Genomic DNA, 17,494 nt, shown 5'->3' with positions numbered 1-17,494 from the left:
GGCTTTTTGCCCGGATGGGAAAGATCAGGCCGTCGACGTATCGGCCGCCAGCCGCCGGTTCAGGCCGAGTACGGCCAGGGTGCAGAGCGCGCCTGACAGCAGATAGATGCTCACGTAGGCCAGCCCGAAGTGCGCCGAAAGGCCCAGCGCCACCAGCGGCGCGAAACCGGCGCCGATCAGCCAGGCCAGGTCGGAAGTGAGGGCCGCGCCGGTGTAGCGGTACTGGGCGGAGAAGTTCGCGGTGACCGCGCCCGCTGCCTGGCCGTAGGACAGGCCCAGCAGCACGAAGCCCACCAGGATGAAGATGTCCTGCGCCACGCGCCCGCCGCCCAGCAGCATCGGCGTGAAGAAGCTGAACACCGCGATCGCCACCGCCAGCGAGCCCAGGGTGTTGCGCCGGCCGATGGTGTCGGCGATCTTGCCGGAGAGCAGCACGCAGGGAATCGCGATGAAGGCGCCGATGATCTGGATCACCAGCACCTCGTTGACCGTCTGCGCCGCGTACAGCGTGATCCAGGACAGCGGGAACACCGTCACCAGGTGGAAGAGGGCGTAGCTGGCCAGCGCGGCGAAGGCGCCGATGAAGACGTTGTAGCCCTGCGAGCGGAACATCTCGCCGAACTTGTTGGGCTCCAGCTCACGCTCTTCGAGCAGCTTGGTGTATTCCTGCGTCACCACCAGGCGCAGCCGGGCGAACAGGGCCACCACGTTGATGGCGAAGGCCACGTAGAAGGGATAGCGCCAGCCCCAGTCGTAGAAGTCCTTGGGGCCCAGGTTGCTGTGCAGGTAGACGAAGATGCCCGCGGCGATGAGAAAGCCGATCGGCGCGCCCAGCTGGCCCAGCATGGCGTACCAGCCGCGTTTCTCCTTGGGCGCGTTCAGGGCCAGCAGCGATGGCAGGCCGTCCCAGGCGCCGCCGAGCGCGATGCCCTGCACCACCCGGAAGATGGCCAGCAGCACGATGGAATAGGCGCCGAGCGAGGCATAGCCGGGCAAAAAGGCGATGCCGGCCGTCGAGATGCCGAGCAGGAAGAGCGCGATGGTGAGTTTGGTGCCGCGCCCCAGCCGTTTCTGGATCGCCATGAAGCCGATGGTGCCGAACGGCCGCGCGATGAAGGCGAATGAGAAGATCACGAAGGCCCACAAGGTGCCTTCGAGCCGCGCCTCGAACGGAAAGAACACCACCGGGAACACCAGCACCGAGGCCAGCGCGTAGACGAAGAAGTCGAAATATTCGGAGGTTCGGCCGATGACGACGCCGATCGCGATCTCGCCCGGGGCGATGCTGTCGTGGTCGGCATACATATTGCGCAGATCGCGCTCGGCGGGCTCGGAAGAGGAGGGGGATGTGGGCCCGGTGGGCATCGTGACGCTGGACATGCAGAGCTCCCGTCTTGCTTGTTGTGAGAACAGACTAACCGTCTCCATGCTCGCCTCCGCCGGTAAAAACCCGGTATAGGACAAAACGTCCAATGGCCGTCGGATAACATTCCGTTGTAAATTCCGAGAGTTTTCCCTAGCTAAGCCTCCACTTACTTGATCGGCATGCCAATCTTAAAAAAACTCGGCGCACTGCTAATGCTCGCCGCCCTGGGCTTGTTGGCCGGTTGTAATGCGGTCGTGATGAAGCCTTCCGGCGACGTCGCGGTCCAACAGCGTGACCTCATCCTGATCGCCACCGGCCTGATGCTCCTGATCATCATCCCGGTGATTTTCCTGACCTTGCTCTTCGCCTGGCGCTACCGTGCCAGCAACAAGGAGGCCGCCTACGAACCCGACTGGGACCACTCCACGGCGCTGGAGCTGATCATCTGGTCGGCGCCGCTGCTGATCATCATCGCGCTCGGCGCGATCACCTGGATCAGCACCCACACGCTGGACCCCTATCGCCCGCTGGACCGCCTGGAGGCCAACCGCGCGATCCCCACCGGCACCAAGCCGCTGGAAGTGGATGTGGTGGCGCTGGACTGGAAGTGGCTGTTCATCTATCCGGAATACGGCATTGCCACCGTCAACGAACTGGCCGCGCCGGTGGATCGCCCGATCACCTTCCGCATCAGCGCCTCGAACGTGATGAACGCCTTCTACGTCCCCGCGCTGGCCGGCATGATCTACGCCATGCCCGGCATGGAGACCAAGCTGCATGCCGTGATCAACGCGCCGGGCGAGTTCGAGGGCTTCTCCTCCAACTACAGCGGCGCGGGCTTCTCGCACATGCGCTTCAAGTTCCACGGCTACAACGGCGCCGACTTCGACAAGTGGATCGCCACGGCCAAGGCCGCCGGCGGCTCGCTGGACCGCACGGCCTACCTGGAACTCGAACGCCCGAGCGAACGTGAACCGGTGCGCCGCTGGTCCACCGTGGCGCCCGACCTGTTCGACGCCGTCGTCAACCGCTGCGTCGAAGCCAACCGCATGTGCATGAAGGACATGATGGCCATCGACGCCAACGGCGGCCTGGACCTTCCCGGCCGCTCCAACCTGGTCGCCTCGGCAGCATTGCCGCCGGTGGCGCCGGGTGTGTCCGGCAGGCCCGGCCGCACTTATGTCGCCTCGATGTGCACGGCGGCCGATCCGGCCGGCGCCGCAACGGCTTCCCAGCCGCTGTAAGCGCCACGCGCCCACCGCCGTTTTTCACCGTTTCCCCGCGAAACCGCATCCGGACCCACGATGTTCGAACATCTAGATATCACGAAGCTCATCTTCGGCCGCCTCTCATGGGAGGCGATTCCGTTCCATGAACCCATCCTGCTGATGACCTTCATCGGCGTGGCGATCGGCGGCATCGCGCTGCTGAGCGTCCTGACATACTTCAAGGTCTGGGGCTACCTGTGGAGCGAATGGTTCACCAGCATCGACCACAAGAAGATCGGGATCATGTACATGATCCTGGGCATCGTCATGCTGCTGCGCGGCTTCGCCGACGCGCTGATGATGCGGGCCCAGCAGGCGCTGTCCTTCGGGGACGCCCAGGGCTTCCTGCCGCCGCACCACTACGACCAGGTCTTCACCGCCCACGGCGTGATCATGATCTTCTTCGTGGCCATGCCCTTCGTCACCGGCCTGATGAACTTCGTCGTGCCGCTGCAGATCGGCGCGCGCGACGTGGCCTTCCCCTTCCTGAACAACTTCAGCTTCTGGATGACCGTCTCCGGCGCCGTGCTGGTGATGATGTCGCTGTTCGTGGGCGAGTTCGCCCGCACCGGCTGGCTGGCCTATCCGCCGCTGTCGGGCATCGCCTTCAGTCCTGACGTGGGGGTGGATTACTACATCTGGTCCCTGCAGATCGCGGGGGTGGGCACGCTGCTCTCGGGCGTGAACCTGCTGGCCACCATCATCAAGATGCGCGCGCCCGGCATGGGCCTGATGAAGATGCCCATCTTCACCTGGACCGCGCTCTGCACCAACGTGCTGATCGTCTTCGCCTTCCCGGTGCTGACCGCCGTGCTGGCCCTGCTGTCGCTGGACCGTTACGTCGGCACGAACTTCTTCTCGAACGACCTCGGCGGCAACGCCATGATGTACGTCAACCTGATCTGGATCTGGGGCCACCCCGAGGTCTACATCCTGGTGCTGCCGGTCTTCGGCGTGTTCTCGGAGGTGGTGTCCACCTTCTCGGCCAAGCGCATCTTCGGCTACGCCTCGATGGTCTACGCGACCGTCGTGATCACCATCCTGTCCTACCTGGTGTGGCTGCACCACTTCTTCACCATGGGCAGCGGGGCGAGCGTGAACTCGTTCTTCGGCATCACCACGATGATCATCTCGATCCCGACCGGGGCCAAGATCTTCAACTGGCTGTTCACCATGTACCGCGGCCGCATCCGCTACGAACTGCCGATGCTCTGGACGGTGGGCTTCATGATCACCTTCGTGATCGGCGGCATGACCGGCGTGCTGCTGGCCGTTCCCCCGGCCGACTTCGTGCTGCACAACAGCCTGTTCCTGATCGCCCACTTCCACAACGTGATCATCGGCGGCGTGGTGTTCGGTGTCTTCGCCGGCATCAACTACTGGTTCCCCAAGGCCACCGGCTACAAGCTCGACGAGTTCTGGGGCAAGTGCTCCTTCTGGTTCTGGTTCGTCGGCTTCTACTTCGCCTTCATGCCGCTGTACGTGCTGGGCCTGATGGGCGTGACCCGCCGCCTGAGCCACTTCGACGACCCGTCGCTGGCCATCTGGTTCCGCATCGCGGCCTTCGGCGCGGTGCTGATCGCGCTGGGCATCGGCTCCATGCTGATGCAGTTCGTCATGACCTATGTGAACCGCGAGAAGCTGCGCGACCACACCGGCGACCCGTGGGGCGGCCGTACGCTGGAGTGGTCCACGGCCTCGCCGCCGCCGGCCTACAACTTCGCCTTCACCCCGCGCGTGCACGACAACGACGCCTGGTGGGACATGAAGAACCGCGGCTACGTCCGTCCGCTGGCCGGCTTCATCCCGATCCACATGCCCAAGAACACCTGGGCCGGCATCGTGCTGGCCGGTATCTCCACCGTGTTCGGCTTCGCCGCCATCTGGCACATGTGGCTGCTGGCCGGTGTCGCCTTCGTCGCGCTGATCGTCACGGTCATCGTGCACACCTTCAACTACAAGCGGGATTTCCACATCGGCGCGGACGAAGTCGTCCGTACCGAAGCTGAACGCACCCGTCTGCTGGCCGCCCATGTCTGATATCACCGCCAACACCCATGGCGCCGCCGGCGCCACCGAAGCCCCCCGCTTCTACCTGACGGAAGAGCATCACGTCGAGAACGGAACCCTGCTGGGTTTCTGGCTCTACCTGATGAGCGACTGCCTGATCTTCGCCTGCCTGTTCGCCGTCTACGGCGTGCTGGGCCGCAGCTACGCGGCCGGCCCCTCGGGCGCCGACCTGTTCGAGCTGCCCCTGGTGGCGATCAACACGGCCATGCTGCTGTTCTCCTCCATCACCTACGGCTTCGCCGTGCTGGAGATGCAGAAGAAGAAGGTCAACAGCACCATCATGTGGCTGGGCATCACCGGCCTCTTCGGCCTGGCCTTCCTGGGCATCGAGCTCTACGAGTTCGCGCACCTGATCCACGAGGGCGCGGGCCCGCAGCGCAGCGCCTTCCTGTCGTCCTTCTTCGCGCTGGTCGGCACCCACGGCCTGCACGTGACCTTCGGCATCGTCTGGCTGGTCACGCTGATGTTCCAGGTCAAGAAGCATGGCCTGACCACCGGCAACCGCCGCCGTCTGATGTGCCTGTCGATGTTCTGGCACTTCCTGGACGTCGTCTGGATCGGCGTCTTCACCTTTGTCTACCTGATGGGTACGCTGCCATGAGCACCTACACCAAACAACAATTCGAGCACGGCCGCCACGTCACCCCGCAGGACAGCGAACTGCCGGTCGAGCATGGCCACGGCCATGACGACCACGGCCACGACGACCACGGCGGCCATGCCGAGAGCACCCTGGGCGGCTACGCCATGGGTTTCATCCTGTCGGTGATCCTCACGGCCATCCCCTTCTGGATCGTGATGGCCAAGGTGTTCGACAACTCGCACACCACCTCGCTGGTCATCCTGGGCTTCGCGGCGGTGCAGATCGTCGTGCACATGGTGTATTTCCTGCACATGAACAGCCGCTCCGAAGGCGGCTGGAGCATGCTGGCGATGATCTTCACCATCATCGTGGTGGTGATCACGCTGAGCGGCTCGCTCTGGGTCATGTTCCACATGAACGCCAACATGATGCCGGTCAGCGCGCACGACATGAAGAACATGCCCTGATGGCAGGGACGTCGATGCAAGGGGGCCCGCGGGCCCCGCGCTCCAAAGCCACCGCCACCCTGCTGGCGGTGTTTTTTTTGGCGGCCTTCGTCTGCTTCATGCTGCTGGGCCACTGGCAGGTGCAGCGCCGCGCCTGGAAGCTCGACCTGATCGAGCGGGTGGAGCAGCGGGTGCATGCGGCGCCGGTGGCGGCACCCGGTCTTGCCGGGTGGACGGACCTCGGCGCGGCCGGGCAGGAATACCGCCATGTGCTGGTCAGCGGCGTGTTCCAGCATGACAAGGAAGCGCTGGTGCAGGCGGTCACCGTCAAGGGATCGGGCTTCTGGGTGCTGACGCCGCTGAAGCTGGCCGACGGCAGCAGCGTGCTGGTCAACCGCGGTTTCGTGCCGCCGGAAGCACGTGCGCTGGCGGCCCATGGCGGTGCTTCGCCCAAGGGCGAGACGGTGATCACCGGGCTGCTGCGCCTGAGCGAGCCCGGCGGCGGCTTCCTGCGCAAGAACGATGCGGCGGCCGACCGCTGGTATTCACGCGACGTGCAGGCCATCGCCGCGGCGCGCGGCGTGGTGCAGGCAGCGCCGTACTTCATCGATGCGGACGGCGGCGACTTCGCCGCGCCGGAACTGCCGGTCGGCGGGCTGACGGTAGTGTCCTTCCCCAACAGCCACCTGTCCTATGCGCTGACCTGGTACGGCATGGCGCTGCTGACCGTGGTGGGCGCGGTGATCTGGTGGCGCGAGGAACTGCGAGCCCGGCGCCGCCAGGGCTGAAAATACGCCGATGAGCCCGCCCGCCAGCCTTTCCATGCCGACTGCCTCCGTGGCGGGCATGGCGGTGCTGGAGGAGGCTACGGGCCTCAAGAACATGCAGCAGCTGATCCAGCTGCGCTGGATCGCGGTGGTGGGGCAGATCGTCACCATCGGCATCGCCCATTTCGGCTTCGGCATCGCGCTGCCGCTGCGCCACATGGCGGCAGTGATCGGCTTCCTGGTCATCTTCAACCTGGGCAGCCACTGGCGCTGGCGCTCGCGCGGCGAAGTCACAAACGACGAACTCTTCCTGGCCCTGCTGGTGGACGTCGGCATGCTCACCGCCCAGCTGTATCTCAGCGGCGGCGCCACCAATCCCTTCACCTACCTCTACCTGCTGCAGGTGACGCTGGGCGCGGTGCTGCTGCAGGCCTGGTCGGTGTGGACCATGGTGGTGGTCACCGTGGCCTGCGTGGCCGGCCTGGCGCTGTTCGGCCGGCCGCTCGACCTGCCGCCGGACCACGACCGCGGCCTGGCCAGCCCCTTCATCCAGGGCATGCTGATCTGCTTCGCGCTCAATGCCGGCCTGCTGGTGATCTTCATCAGCCGCATCGGCCGCAACCTGCGCGACCGCGATGCCCATCTGGCCGACCTGCGCCAGCGCGCCGCCGAGGAGGAACACGTGGTGCGCATCGGCCTGCTGGCCAGCGGCGCCGCGCACGAACTGGGCACGCCGCTGGCCACGCTGGCGGTGATCCTGGGCGACTGGCGGCGCATGCCGGCCTTCAAGGGCGATCCGGAGCTGCTGCAGGAAGTCAGCGAGATGCAGGCCCAGGTGCAGCGCTGCAAGACCATCCTGAGCGGCATCCTGCTCTCGGCGGGCGAGGCGCGCGGGGAGTCTTCCGAGCAGACCACCGTCAACACCTTCCTCGACGACATCGCCACCGACTGGCGCGAGACCCGCGCCGCGCAGGACTTCGAATTCCGCAACCGCATCGAGCACGACCTGCCGATGGTGGCCGATACCGCCCTGCAGCAGATGGTCTGCAACGTGCTCGACAACGCCCTGGAAGCCTCGCCACGCCATGTGGTGTTGCAGGCCGCCATCGAGGCCGACCACTTGCGGCTCGAGGTCACCGACCGAGGCCCCGGCTTCGCCCCCGAAGTGCTGGCCCAATGGGGCAAGCCCTACAACTCCACCAAGGGCCGCAGCGGGCGCGGGCTGGGCCTGTTCCTGGCGGTGAACGTGGCCCGCACGCTGGGCGGGCTGGTGCGCGCGGGCAACCGGCCCGGCGGCGGAGCGATGGTGGTGATGACGCTGCCCCTGGCGGCGATCACACTCAAGGAAGGTGAAGGACGTGTCGGCTGAAACTGAAAACGCAGAAGAGACAGAAGAAGACGAGCGGCAATTGCTGATCGTCGAGGACGACGAGGCCTTCGCCCGCACCCTGGGCCGCTCCTTCGAGCGGCGCGGCTGGAAGGTGTTGCACGCCGCCAGCCTGGAACAGGCCAGCGCGCTGCTGGCCGAGCATTCGCCCGGCTACGCGGTGGTCGACCTGAAACTCAACGGCGACGCCACCGGCCTGGCCTGCGTGCAGCTGCTGCATGCGCACGACGAGGACATGCTGATCGTGGTGCTCACCGGCTTCGCCAGCATCGGCACCGCGGTGGAGGCGATCAAGCTCGGCGCCTGCCACTACCTGGCCAAGCCGTCCAACACCGACGACATCGAGGCCGCCTTCGGCCGCGCCGAGGGCAATGCCGAGGTGGAGGTGGGCAACCGCTCGAGTTCGATCAAGACGCTGGAGTGGGAACGCATCCACCAGACCCTGGCCGAGACCGGCTTCAACATCTCCGAAACCGCCCGGCGCCTGGGCATGCACCGCCGCACGCTGGCGCGCAAGCTGGGCAAGCCGCAGGTGAAGTAGGGCGCGTCAGCCCTGCCGGCGCAGGCGGGGCTGCAGGTACCGGCCGGCGAAGTGCAGCATCACGCCCACGGCCACGCCGGCGGCCAGGTTGTCGGTGGCCACCGTCACCGCCACCGTCGCCAACATCACCACGGCGGCGCTGCGCGGCTGGCGGCCCAAAGCACGCAGTGAGCCCCAGTCGAATGTGGCGGCCGACACCATCACCATGATCGCCACCAGCGCCGCCACCGGCACCATGGACACCCAGGGCCGCAGCAGCACCATCAGGATCAGCAGGAAGGCCCCCGCGAACAGCGTGGACAGCCGCCCGCGCCCGCCGTAGCGCACATTGCTCACCGTCTGGCCGATCATTCCGCAGCCGGCGATGCCGCCGAACAGGCTGGCGGCGATATTGGCCAGCCCCAGTCCGGTGCATTCGCGGTTCTTCGAGCTGGGCGTGTCGGTGAGTTCATCGACCAGGCTGGCGGTCATCATCGACTCCAGCAGGCCCACCATGGCGATGGCCAGGGCGGGCAGGGCGATCAGGCGCAGCGTCTCCCAGTTCGCCGGCACCTGCGGCCAGGCGAAGGCGGGCAGGGCGTCGGGCAGATGGCCCAGGTCGGCCACGGTCTTCAGCGGCAGGTGCAGGGCCTGGGCCAGCAGGGTCAGCACCACGATGCAGAGCAGGGGCGAGGGCACCACCCTGAAGAGGCGCAGCGGGATGCGCGGCAGCAGGTAGATGATGGCCAGGCCCAGGGCCAGCATCGCCCAGGTGGCGGCATTGGCGCCGTGGCTGGCCTGCAGGTGCGGCAGCTGCGCCGAGAAGATCAGGATGGCCAGCGCGTTGACGAAGCCGGTGCGCACCGCGCCCGACACGAAACGCATCAGCACCCCCATGCGCAGCAGCCCGAAGCCGATCTGCACCGCGCCCGCCAGCAGTCCGGCGGCGAACAGGTATTGCACGCCGTGCGCATGCACCAGCGGCGCGGCGACCAGCGCCACCGAGCCGGCGGCGGCCGACACCATGGCCGGCCGTCCGCCGGTGAAGGCGATCACGATTCCGATCACGAAGGAGGCGAAGAGGCCGACCGCCGGATCCACCCCGGCCACGAAGGAGAAGGCGATCACCTCCGGAATCAGCGCGAAGGTGGCCACGGCGCCGGCCATGAGTTCGCGGGGAATGCTGGGACACCATTCGGCGCGGAGGCGGGAAAGTAACATGCGTCAAGAAATACGGGAAAGTGCCGATGGTAGGGGCTACGGCACGGCCTGTGCTTATCTTCCCGGCGTTGCGGCAAAAGCCGGGCGCTTTCTCTCAATCGAACGGTCGCGACCGGAACTGAACTCACGATGATGCGATCCTCCTCTCTGGGCACACGCCTGGGATCCGGCTATGCCGTGGTGTGCCTGCTGCTGCTGTCGGTGGTGGCCCTGGTCAGCTGGCAACAGATGCGGCTGCAGGCCGCCATGCAATCCATCGTGGAGGTGGACAACCGCCACACCCGCAGCGCCACGCAGATGCTGCAGCAGCTCGGCGATGTGTCGGTGGGTGTGCGCAACATGGCGCTGCTGCAGACCCTGCCGGAACTCGATGCGGAGATGGCCCGCATCAACGGCGCACTCAAGGCCTACGACACGCTCAGCAAGTCGCTGGCCGCGGAACTCGGCGGCGCAGAGGCTGCCGAGGCGGAACAGCTGAAGAAGATCCAGGCCGCCCAGGCCGGCACGGTGCCCCTGGTGCTGGACGCCGCCAAGCTCGGCATGGACGGCGCCGCGCCCGAGGCCACGCAGCTCATCACCGAGAAGATCCGCCCCCGCATCGAGGAGTGGAACCGCGCCATGATCCGGCTGATCGAGATGCAGCAGCAGCGCGGCGAGGATGCCTATGCCGACGCCACCGCCGCCCAGCGCAAGGGCCTGGCGGCGCTGGCCGTCTGCGCGCTGGCGGCGGTGCTGGTCAGCGTGCTGATCGCGGTGCGCACCACCCGCTCCATCACCGTGCCGCTGGGCCAGGCGGTGCGCGCCGCCGAGAGCGTGGCCGGCGGCGACCTGGGTTCGGTGGCGGTATCCACCCGGCAGGACGAACTCGGCCGCATGCTGCAGTCCATCGCGTCGATGCAGCTGAAGCTGCGCGAGATCGTGGGCGGCATCCGCGGGGCGTCCGACTCGATCCGCGTCGGCGCGGGCGAGATCGCCGCCGGCAACCAGGACCTGTCCCTGCGCACCGAAAACACGGCCGCCAAGCTGCAGGACGCGGCCGGCGTGCTCGACGGACTGGCGCAGGCCGTGCACCAGTCGGCCAGCGCGGCCGAACGCGCCACCACGCTGGCGGCCTCGGCCTCCCAGGCAGCGGGCGAGGGCGGGGCGACGGTCTCCAAGGTGGTGGCCACCATGGACGGCATTTCCGAATCCTCGCGCCGCATCGGCGACATCACCGGCGTGATCGACAGCCTGGCCTTCCAGACCAACATCCTGGCCCTGAACGCGGCGGTGGAAGCCGCACGCGCCGGCGAGCAGGGCCGCGGCTTCGCGGTGGTGGCCAGCGAGGTGCGCTCGCTGGCGCAGCGTTCGGCGGCGGCGGCCAAGGAGATCCGCGGGTTGATCGCCTCGTCGATCGAGCAGGTCAATGCCGGCTCCGGTTTGGTGCGCGAGGCCGGCGTGGGCATGCAGCGCATCGTCGAGAGCGTGGAGCGGGTGAACGGCGCCATCGCCGAGATCCGCTCCAGCACGGCACGACAGGACGGCGAGATCGTGCAGGTGGGCGAGGCGGTGCGGGAGGTCGACCAGATGACGCAGCAGAACTCCGCCCTGGTGGAGGAGTCCGCCGCGGCCGCCGAGGGCCTGCGCGAACAGACCATGCGCCTGTCGGAGCTGATCGACCATTTCCGCCGCGAGGGTGAAGAAGGCCAGGCGACGGCGCAGCGCCCGGTGGCGCTGCCCGCCAGCCGCCTGATCGCCGCCTGATCGCGGCCCGGACCGGCTGCTCAGCCGCGCCGGATGCGGTCCAGCACCAGCAATTTCTGGCTCAGCAGCTCGCGCCAGAAATCGGCCCGCAGCGCCTCCAGCGCCGGGCCGGTCTCCACGCCGCTCGCATGCCAGGTCTGTCCGCCGTTCAGGGTGAAGCTGTGTCTGCCCTGGTGCACCGCGACGTCCACCGTGATCTGGCTGCCGTCGGGCAGTTCGAGCCAGATGGCCTTGAGGCTCTGGCGCCAGCCGGTGAAGGGATATTCGGCGTACTCGCGCTGGCGCGGCCGGCCTTGCTTGTCCACATAGGGACGCATCCGGCCGGCCGGCAGGTTGCGCACCACCGTCAGCAGCGCGATCTTGGCCGGCTGGATCACGATGTGCCCCTGGGTGAAGCGCAGCAGGTCCGCTTCCTGGTTGGAGAAGGCGTTGCGCAGGCACAGGTCTAGCTGCTCGCCGAAGAACCAGCGGGCTTCCATACGCACGCGCGCCAGGGCCTGCTGCTCCAGCCAAGCCTGCGCGGCCTCGGTGAGCTGGCGCGGCGTGGGGACGGTGTCGAGCACCGCCTTGAAATCGGCATGCACGTACTGCGCCTGCCCGTCCGGCCCCAGCGGCACGGCCATGGCGATGGAAACCGCCTCGCGGGCCCATGGTGCGCTGACCGCCGTCAGGGCCGGTTTGAGTTCCGGGGCATAGGCCGCGGCGGTCTTCAGGGCGAATCGAAAGTCGAAGAAGAAGAGTTCCAGCGCGTAATAGGCCTGGCGCAACCGGGGCACGTCTTGCTGGCGCGCCGGAGTGAGCATGAGCGCGAAAAGCATATTGCCCATGATGCGGTCGCGCGCCAATACCGGTTCGTCGGGCGAGCCGAAATCCAGGGCCACCTTCACATATTCCTCCAGCAAGGCTTCGACCGGCATGTGCACGTATATGCGGTCGGCTGCCGGGATATTGAAGTTGTATTCGCCGGGAGCGCCGGTGCTGATCGGCGCGGTGGTGGTGGATGCGGGCATCTCGGTGGAGAGGTCCGACGGAAAATACTCCGCAGGGCGTGCGCCGACGGCCAGCAGGCGGTCGAGTGCGGGCGAAACCGTGAAACGCGCCTCGCCGTCGCCGCTGAAAGTCGGCTGATTTTCTTCGGGAGAGCCGGCGCTTCGGAACGCTGAAAACGGCAGCGGCAACAGGGTTCGCAGATCCAGTTCACGGACAAAACGGCTCAGCATGATGCTCTCCAGGATCGGGACAGTGGAATATTCATGATCTGCGGCGACCCTCGGCCCTATCTTTTCAGCGCGCGAATTTCCTGGGCTTGGCCGAAGGCAGGATCTCGATAATCGAAATACAGGCGATGGCGCCTGGGCTGCTTCTGTTAGCTTCGCGGCATGCAAAAGCTTTCGATGGCGGGCCTCTTGCCTGCCTTGTTCATGGTGCTGCCGCCGGTTTTCGCGGCGACGGCCGACATTCCCGGCGCCACCATCGCGCCTTCGCCCTCGGCCGTCGCGGACGCACCGTTCAAGCTCAGCACCGGGCTCTACCAGGTCTCGGGCGGTGGCTTGCCCGGCGGGCCGGGGCTGGACGTGAACCTGCGCTACACCCGGGGCGACGACCATGTCTGGATCGGCTACTTCCGCTCGCCCGCGCTGGAGTTTTCCCAGCCGCGCGCCGGCTGGGATGCGGTCTACACGCTGGGCGTCCTGCGTGTGCTGCCTTCCCTGCAGATCGCCTCCGGTGGCTTTGCCGGCGGCAGCCTGGCGTTGGAAGCCGGAACCACCTGGTTCGGCGGCGGTGGCCTGGGCCGCACCAATCTGCGCAACTACGCCAACCTGAATTTCGATCCCAACGATTCGCTCACGCTCTACGGCGGCTACCGCTGGGACGACGCCGACAGCGTGGTGCTGCAGCTGGTGCGCGACAACCGCCTGAACCCGGACCAGCAGAACCTGCACCTGATCTGGCGAAACGAACTAGCCGGCGGCGAGCGTTTCACGGTGGACCTGCTGGCCAAGCAGGGCACGGTGGAGGATCGCTTCATCCGCCGCGCCGGCCTGTCCTTCAATTACGAATGGCGGCGCTGGTTTGCCAAGCTGGCCTGGGATCCGCTGGTGAACTTCACGCCGCAGAACATGGTGCGGCTGTCGACCGGCATGCGGTTCTAGAAATGACACAAGAAAAAAGCCCGCCATGCAGAACATGGCGGGCTTTTCGATGGTGGCTCCTCGACCTGGGCTCGAACCAGGGACCTACGGATTAACAGTCCGGCGCTCTACCGACTGAGCTATCGAGGAACATAAACGACACGCCACTTCGGTGGTGGCGGCTGCATGCGATCCGGAGCCTGCAGCGTGAAATTCTGGCTCCTCGACCTGGGCTCGAACCAGGGACCTACGGATTAACAGTCCGGCGCTCTACCGACTGAGCTATCGAGGAACAGAGCCTCAGATTATATACAGAAAAATACGGTCTTCAGAAGCCCACCCGCATGCCGACACGAAAACTCCGCGCGGCGCCCGGAAACAGGTAGATGTGGCCGTACTGCGAGGGCGATTCGCGCCAGTAGCGGCGGTCGGTGAGGTTGTCGACGGCGGCGGTCCAGGTGATGGTGCTGCCGGCGGCGGTGCGCTGCTCGAAACGCAGGCCGGCGTCCAGGCGGGTCCAGCTCGGCAGTTCGATGCTGTTGTCGGGCGTCACCTCGCGTTTGCCTTCGTAGGAAAGGCCGCCGGTGAGTTCCAGCCCCGCCATGCCCGGTACACGCCAGCCGGCCTGGGCACGCACCACCTGTTTGGGGACGTTCACCGGGCGCTTGCCGTTCAGGGTCGGATCCTGGCTGCTGCCCTGGCGCTTGGCGTCGATCAGGGTGACGCCGCCGTTCAGGCGCCACGGGCCCTGCATCCACTGGCCGCTGGCTTCGATGCCCTGATGCACCGCCTCGCCGTCGTTGGCGCCGGTGCAGGGCGTCAGGCCCAGGTTGGCGCAGGCGTCCAGATTGCTCACCGGCCGGTTGATGTGGAAATACGCCGTCTGCCAGGACCATGCACGCTCGCCGCCCTTCAGACCCAGCTCCCACTGGCGCGACTTGAGCACCGGCAGCGCCTGGCCGGCGTTGTCGTACTGTGGGCGGTTGGGTACGACCTGCGATTCCACGCCCTGGCCAAAGCTGGCGTAGGCGAAGCTGCTGCCGGCCAGCTTGTAGCTCACGGCGAGCCAGGGCGTGGTCACGTCCTGGGTGTAGCCGGTGGGATTGCTGCCGTCGGTCTGCACGCTGTCGCGCGACAGGTGGGTCTGGCGCAGGCCGGCCCAGGTGGTGAGATCGGGCGTCCAGCGGATGGCGTCCTGCAGCGACAGCTCCAGCGAGTGCTCGTCGCGGTTGGTGTTGGTGCCCGTCAGCGTGGGGTCGGCCGGGTTGACGGCGCTGCCGTTCACATTGCCGTCGCCCACATAGTTATAGGCCTGGTCCTGGAAGCGGTTGCGCACGCGGCTGGCGGTCAGGCCTACCGAAAGATCGTGGCGGACGGCGCCCGTCATCAGCTTGCCCTGCAGGCCGAGATTAGCCGCCTGCTGCAGGCGGCGGTCGTTCTCGCTGCGGAAGTCGTACATGTCGTAGGTGCCGTTGGAGCAGAAACGGTCGAAGTTGCCCTCCGCCCCGCAGCCGAAGGCATAGGCCAGCCGGTCCTGGCTCTTCAGGCGCTGCTGGCCGACCTGGGCCGACCAGCGCCAGTCGCTGTTGATGGCGCGGCTGTAGCGCAGCGTGCCGGTCAGCGCCTCGAACACCGAGGGCTGCGACCAGGGCTGGTTGTTGAGGTTCAGGCGCGGATCGGGCGGGGCGGGCAGGGTGCTGCCGAGCAGGCTGAAGGCCTGCTGGCTGGGCTGCGACTTGCGGCTCCATTCGAATTCGGCCTCCAGCAGCGAATCGCGGTCGATGCGCCAGTCCGCGGCGACGGCGAGCAGGCTGCGTTCACCGTCGAGGTTGTGCAGTTGCGGCCGCAGGCGTTCCTGGGCGGCGTTGATGCGCAGGCCGAACTGGCGGTCCTCGCCGAAACGGCTGCTCAGGTCCACGGCGCCGAGCAGGCTGGCGCGCGAGCCTGCCTCGATGCGCACTTCACGGATGTCCTTGTCCGTCGGCCGCTTCACCACGTAGTTGACCAGCCCGCCCGGCGCGCTGGTGCCGGCCTGGATGCCGCTGGTGCCCTTGAGAATCTCGACACGTTCCTTGTTGTCCAGCGGGATGGTGGTCTCGGCGCTGATCGGCAGGCCTTCGCGGCGGTAGTTGAAGCGGTTGTCCAGCACGAAGCCGCGCACGCTGACGAAGTCCCAGTAGCCGGGCGAGTCGTAGGCGTCGCTGACCGAGCTGTCGAAACGGGTCAGGTCGGCCAGGCGGCGGGCGCCCGAGGCCTGCAGCTGGCGGCTGTCGATGACGGTGGCCGAGACCGGCACTTCGCGCAGCGGGATGTCGCCGAAGCCGGTGATGTCGGCCTGCTGCTGCGCGCTGCGTGCCGCATCGACGGTGATCGCATCCAGCGTGCCGGCCTGCTGCTGCGCCTGCTGCTGCGCCTGCGCGGCGCCCATCGGCAGGCCCAGGGCCATGCAGGCGGCCACCGTCAGCGGCGAAAAAGAAAAAAGATTCCAGGAAGAATGTGCCACGCCCAAGCCTTGCGAAAACAGTCTCGGCAAGGAAGGGCAGGCGGCGCGGCTCGGCCACACGAGCGGCACTCGGCCAGAAGACGGATCTGGGGCAGGGCGCTCGGGGCCGGTCCGCGACACACACGCTATCCCTGCGCGAGGATTACCTCAATCAGGTTCCAAGGGACTCTCTCAGTCGCATGGCGGACGGTTCAGACCGTCGCCGCGCAACACCCCCAGCGGACTCGCCCCGGGACCGCCGGTGCGAGCGGGGCGGATTGTAGCGTGGTGTTAACAAGTGTGTGTTATTGCGCGACGTCGGCTTCGGCGGCGGGCGACTGCGGCTCTTCCTTGGTGGTCGAGAAGATGTCCCAGGCCGAGATGAACATGGCTGCGATCACCGGGCCGATGACAAAGCCGTTCAGGCCGAACAACGCCATGCCGCCCAGGGTGGAAATGAGCACGATCCAGTCCGGCAGCTTGGTGTCCTTGCCCACCAGCAGCGGGCGCAGTATGTTGTCGACCAGGCCGATCACGAACACCCCCACGAAGACCAGCACGCCGGCCGGCACATAGGCGCCGGTGGCCAGGTAGTAGAGGGCCACCGGCCCCCACACCAGGGCCGCGCCGATGGCCGGCAGCAGCGAGAGAAAGGCCATCAGCACGCCCCACAGCACCGCGCCGTGGATGCCCAGCAGCGCGAAGGTGACGCCGCCGATGGCACCCTGGGCCACCGCCACGGCGATGTTGCCCTTCACGGTGGCGCGGATCACGGTGGTGAACTTGCCCAGCAGCTTGCGTTTGTGGCGCGGCTCCAGCGGGATCGCGTCGCGGATCATGTTGGACAGCTCGGCCCCGTCGCGGATGAGGAAGAACATCAGGTAGAGCATCACCCCGAAACCGACCAGGAAGTCGAAGGTGTTCTGTCCGAAGACGATGGCCGAGCTGGCCAGGTTCTTGCCGCCCTGGTTGAGCGAGGCCATCAGCTTGGCCTGCAGGGCGCCCATGTCGCCGATGCCGAAGCGCTGCATCAGGTTCATCAGCCACTGGGGCACATGGTCGAAGATCTGCTGGGCGTAGCGGCCGACGTTGATGTCGCCCGACTGCAGCTTCTGGTAGAGCGCGCTGCCTTCCTGCACCAGCGAGGCGGTGATGAAGGCCGTCGGCAGGATCACGATCACCAGGATCAGGCCCAGGGTGGCCAGCGCCGCCAGGTTGGCCCGGCCCTTGAAGCGGTCGAGCAGCCAGCGGAACACCGGCCGGAACAGCATGGCCAGGATGGCGCCCCAGAAGATCGCGCCGTAATACGGGAAAAGAATCCAGCCGAAGGCCAGCGTGACGCAGACCAGCAGCAGCAGAAAGGTTTTTTGTTCGACGGCGGGAGATTTCATGGACAGGCCCCACAGGGCGCAAGCGGCGGGATGCCGCGGTGCCGCATCCTAGCCGGCTTGCCCGGCGCGGCGCGTGGGACTTCATCTCGATACGAACCGCTCTGGCGGGCGACTCACA

At 66.9% G+C, this 17,494-nt stretch carries 13 protein-coding genes, 2 tRNA genes and 1 pseudogene; 9 read left to right on the top strand and 7 right to left on the bottom strand.

Features of this window, described 5'->3' with window-relative positions; all coding sequences use genetic code 11:
* Nucleotides 1-24: 24 nt before the first annotated feature.
* A complete protein-coding gene (locus GT347_RS00815) occupies nucleotides 25-1,380 on the bottom strand; it encodes an MFS transporter (RefSeq protein WP_160550178.1) in 1,356 nt (451 codons plus the stop codon).
* A gap of 165 nt (nucleotides 1,381-1,545) precedes the next feature.
* Between GT347_RS00815 and cyoA the strand changes: the two genes are divergently transcribed.
* The 7 genes from cyoA to GT347_RS00780 are packed head-to-tail and all read left to right on the top strand — an operon-like array spanning nucleotide 1,546 to nucleotide 8,428.
* Entirely contained in the window at nucleotides 1,546-2,610 is a 1,065-nt protein-coding gene (gene cyoA, locus GT347_RS00810; RefSeq protein WP_160550177.1) for a ubiquinol oxidase subunit II, read from the top strand.
* A gap of 60 nt (nucleotides 2,611-2,670) precedes the next feature.
* Nucleotides 2,671-4,674, top strand: a complete 2,004-nt coding sequence (gene cyoB, locus GT347_RS00805) for a cytochrome o ubiquinol oxidase subunit I (RefSeq protein WP_160550176.1) — start codon at nucleotides 2,671-2,673, stop codon at nucleotides 4,672-4,674.
* Nucleotides 4,667-5,305, top strand: coding sequence for a cytochrome o ubiquinol oxidase subunit III (gene cyoC, locus GT347_RS00800; RefSeq protein ID WP_160550175.1), 639 nt, complete (start codon nucleotides 4,667-4,669; stop codon nucleotides 5,303-5,305). Before cyoB ends, cyoC begins: the two co-directional genes overlap by 8 nt.
* Entirely contained in the window at nucleotides 5,302-5,754 is a 453-nt protein-coding gene (gene cyoD, locus GT347_RS00795) for a cytochrome o ubiquinol oxidase subunit IV (protein ID WP_160550174.1), read from the top strand. Before cyoC ends, cyoD begins: the two co-directional genes overlap by 4 nt.
* Nucleotides 5,755-5,768: 14 nt before the next feature.
* Nucleotides 5,769-6,521 carry an SURF1 family protein gene (locus GT347_RS00790; RefSeq protein WP_160550173.1) on the top strand — a complete coding sequence of 251 codons (753 nt, stop codon included), beginning with the start codon at nucleotides 5,769-5,771 and terminating at the stop codon, nucleotides 6,519-6,521.
* Nucleotides 6,522-6,555: 34 nt separating this feature from the next.
* On the top strand, nucleotides 6,556-7,869 hold the full coding sequence (locus GT347_RS00785; RefSeq protein ID WP_229722582.1) for an ATP-binding protein: 1,314 nt from the start codon (nucleotides 6,556-6,558) through the stop codon (nucleotides 7,867-7,869).
* Nucleotides 7,859-8,428, top strand: a complete 570-nt coding sequence (locus tag GT347_RS00780; RefSeq protein WP_160550171.1) for a response regulator transcription factor — start codon at nucleotides 7,859-7,861, stop codon at nucleotides 8,426-8,428. The genes GT347_RS00785 and GT347_RS00780 overlap by 11 nt, the downstream gene beginning before the upstream one ends.
* Before the next feature lie 54 nt (nucleotides 8,429-8,482).
* Here GT347_RS00780 and GT347_RS00775 read toward each other — a convergent pair.
* A pseudogene (locus GT347_RS00775) lies at nucleotides 8,483-9,628 on the bottom strand (SulP family inorganic anion transporter); the annotation flags it as partial.
* Nucleotides 9,629-9,760: 132 nt separating this feature from the next.
* Between GT347_RS00775 and GT347_RS00770 the strand changes: the two are divergent.
* Nucleotides 9,761-11,371, top strand: coding sequence for a methyl-accepting chemotaxis protein (locus GT347_RS00770; RefSeq protein WP_160550170.1), 1,611 nt, complete (start codon nucleotides 9,761-9,763; stop codon nucleotides 11,369-11,371).
* A gap of 20 nt (nucleotides 11,372-11,391) precedes the next feature.
* Here the strand turns inward: GT347_RS00770 and GT347_RS00765 are convergent, their stop codons facing one another.
* Complete coding sequence (locus tag GT347_RS00765; RefSeq protein ID WP_160550169.1) at nucleotides 11,392-12,591, bottom strand: hypothetical protein; 1,200 nt, start codon at nucleotides 12,589-12,591, stop codon at nucleotides 11,392-11,394.
* 159 nt (nucleotides 12,592-12,750) lie between these two features.
* Between GT347_RS00765 and GT347_RS00760 the strand changes: the two genes are divergently transcribed.
* The gene (locus GT347_RS00760) at nucleotides 12,751-13,524 is read left to right on the top strand and encodes a hypothetical protein (protein ID WP_229722580.1); all 774 of its coding nucleotides are present in this window, start codon (nucleotides 12,751-12,753) and stop codon (nucleotides 13,522-13,524) included.
* Nucleotides 13,525-13,577: 53 nt separating this feature from the next.
* On the opposite strand, the gene GT347_RS00755 is transcribed toward GT347_RS00760, so the two are convergent.
* The 4 genes from GT347_RS00755 to GT347_RS00740 all read right to left on the bottom strand — a co-directional run bounded on the left by GT347_RS00755 (nucleotide 13,578) and on the right by GT347_RS00740 (nucleotide 17,376).
* Nucleotides 13,578-13,653: transfer RNA gene (locus tag GT347_RS00755), tRNA-Asn, on the bottom strand.
* Nucleotides 13,654-13,719: 66 nt separating this feature from the next.
* A tRNA-Asn gene (locus GT347_RS00750) sits at nucleotides 13,720-13,795 on the bottom strand.
* A gap of 36 nt (nucleotides 13,796-13,831) precedes the next feature.
* Nucleotides 13,832-16,006 carry a TonB-dependent siderophore receptor gene (locus GT347_RS00745; RefSeq protein WP_229722579.1) on the bottom strand — a complete coding sequence of 725 codons (2,175 nt, stop codon included), beginning with the start codon at nucleotides 16,004-16,006 and terminating at the stop codon, nucleotides 13,832-13,834.
* A gap of 284 nt (nucleotides 16,007-16,290) precedes the next feature.
* A complete protein-coding gene (locus GT347_RS00740) occupies nucleotides 16,291-17,376 on the bottom strand; it encodes an AI-2E family transporter (RefSeq protein WP_160550168.1) in 1,086 nt (361 codons plus the stop codon).
* Between the last annotated feature and the right edge of the window lie 118 nt (nucleotides 17,377-17,494).

This window comes from Xylophilus rhododendri (assembly GCF_009906855.1).
GTDB lineage: Bacteria > Pseudomonadota > Gammaproteobacteria > Burkholderiales > Burkholderiaceae_C > Xylophilus > Xylophilus rhododendri.
Note: the sequence above shows the minus strand (reverse complement) of the source record. Positions and strands in the feature narration are given on the sequence as shown.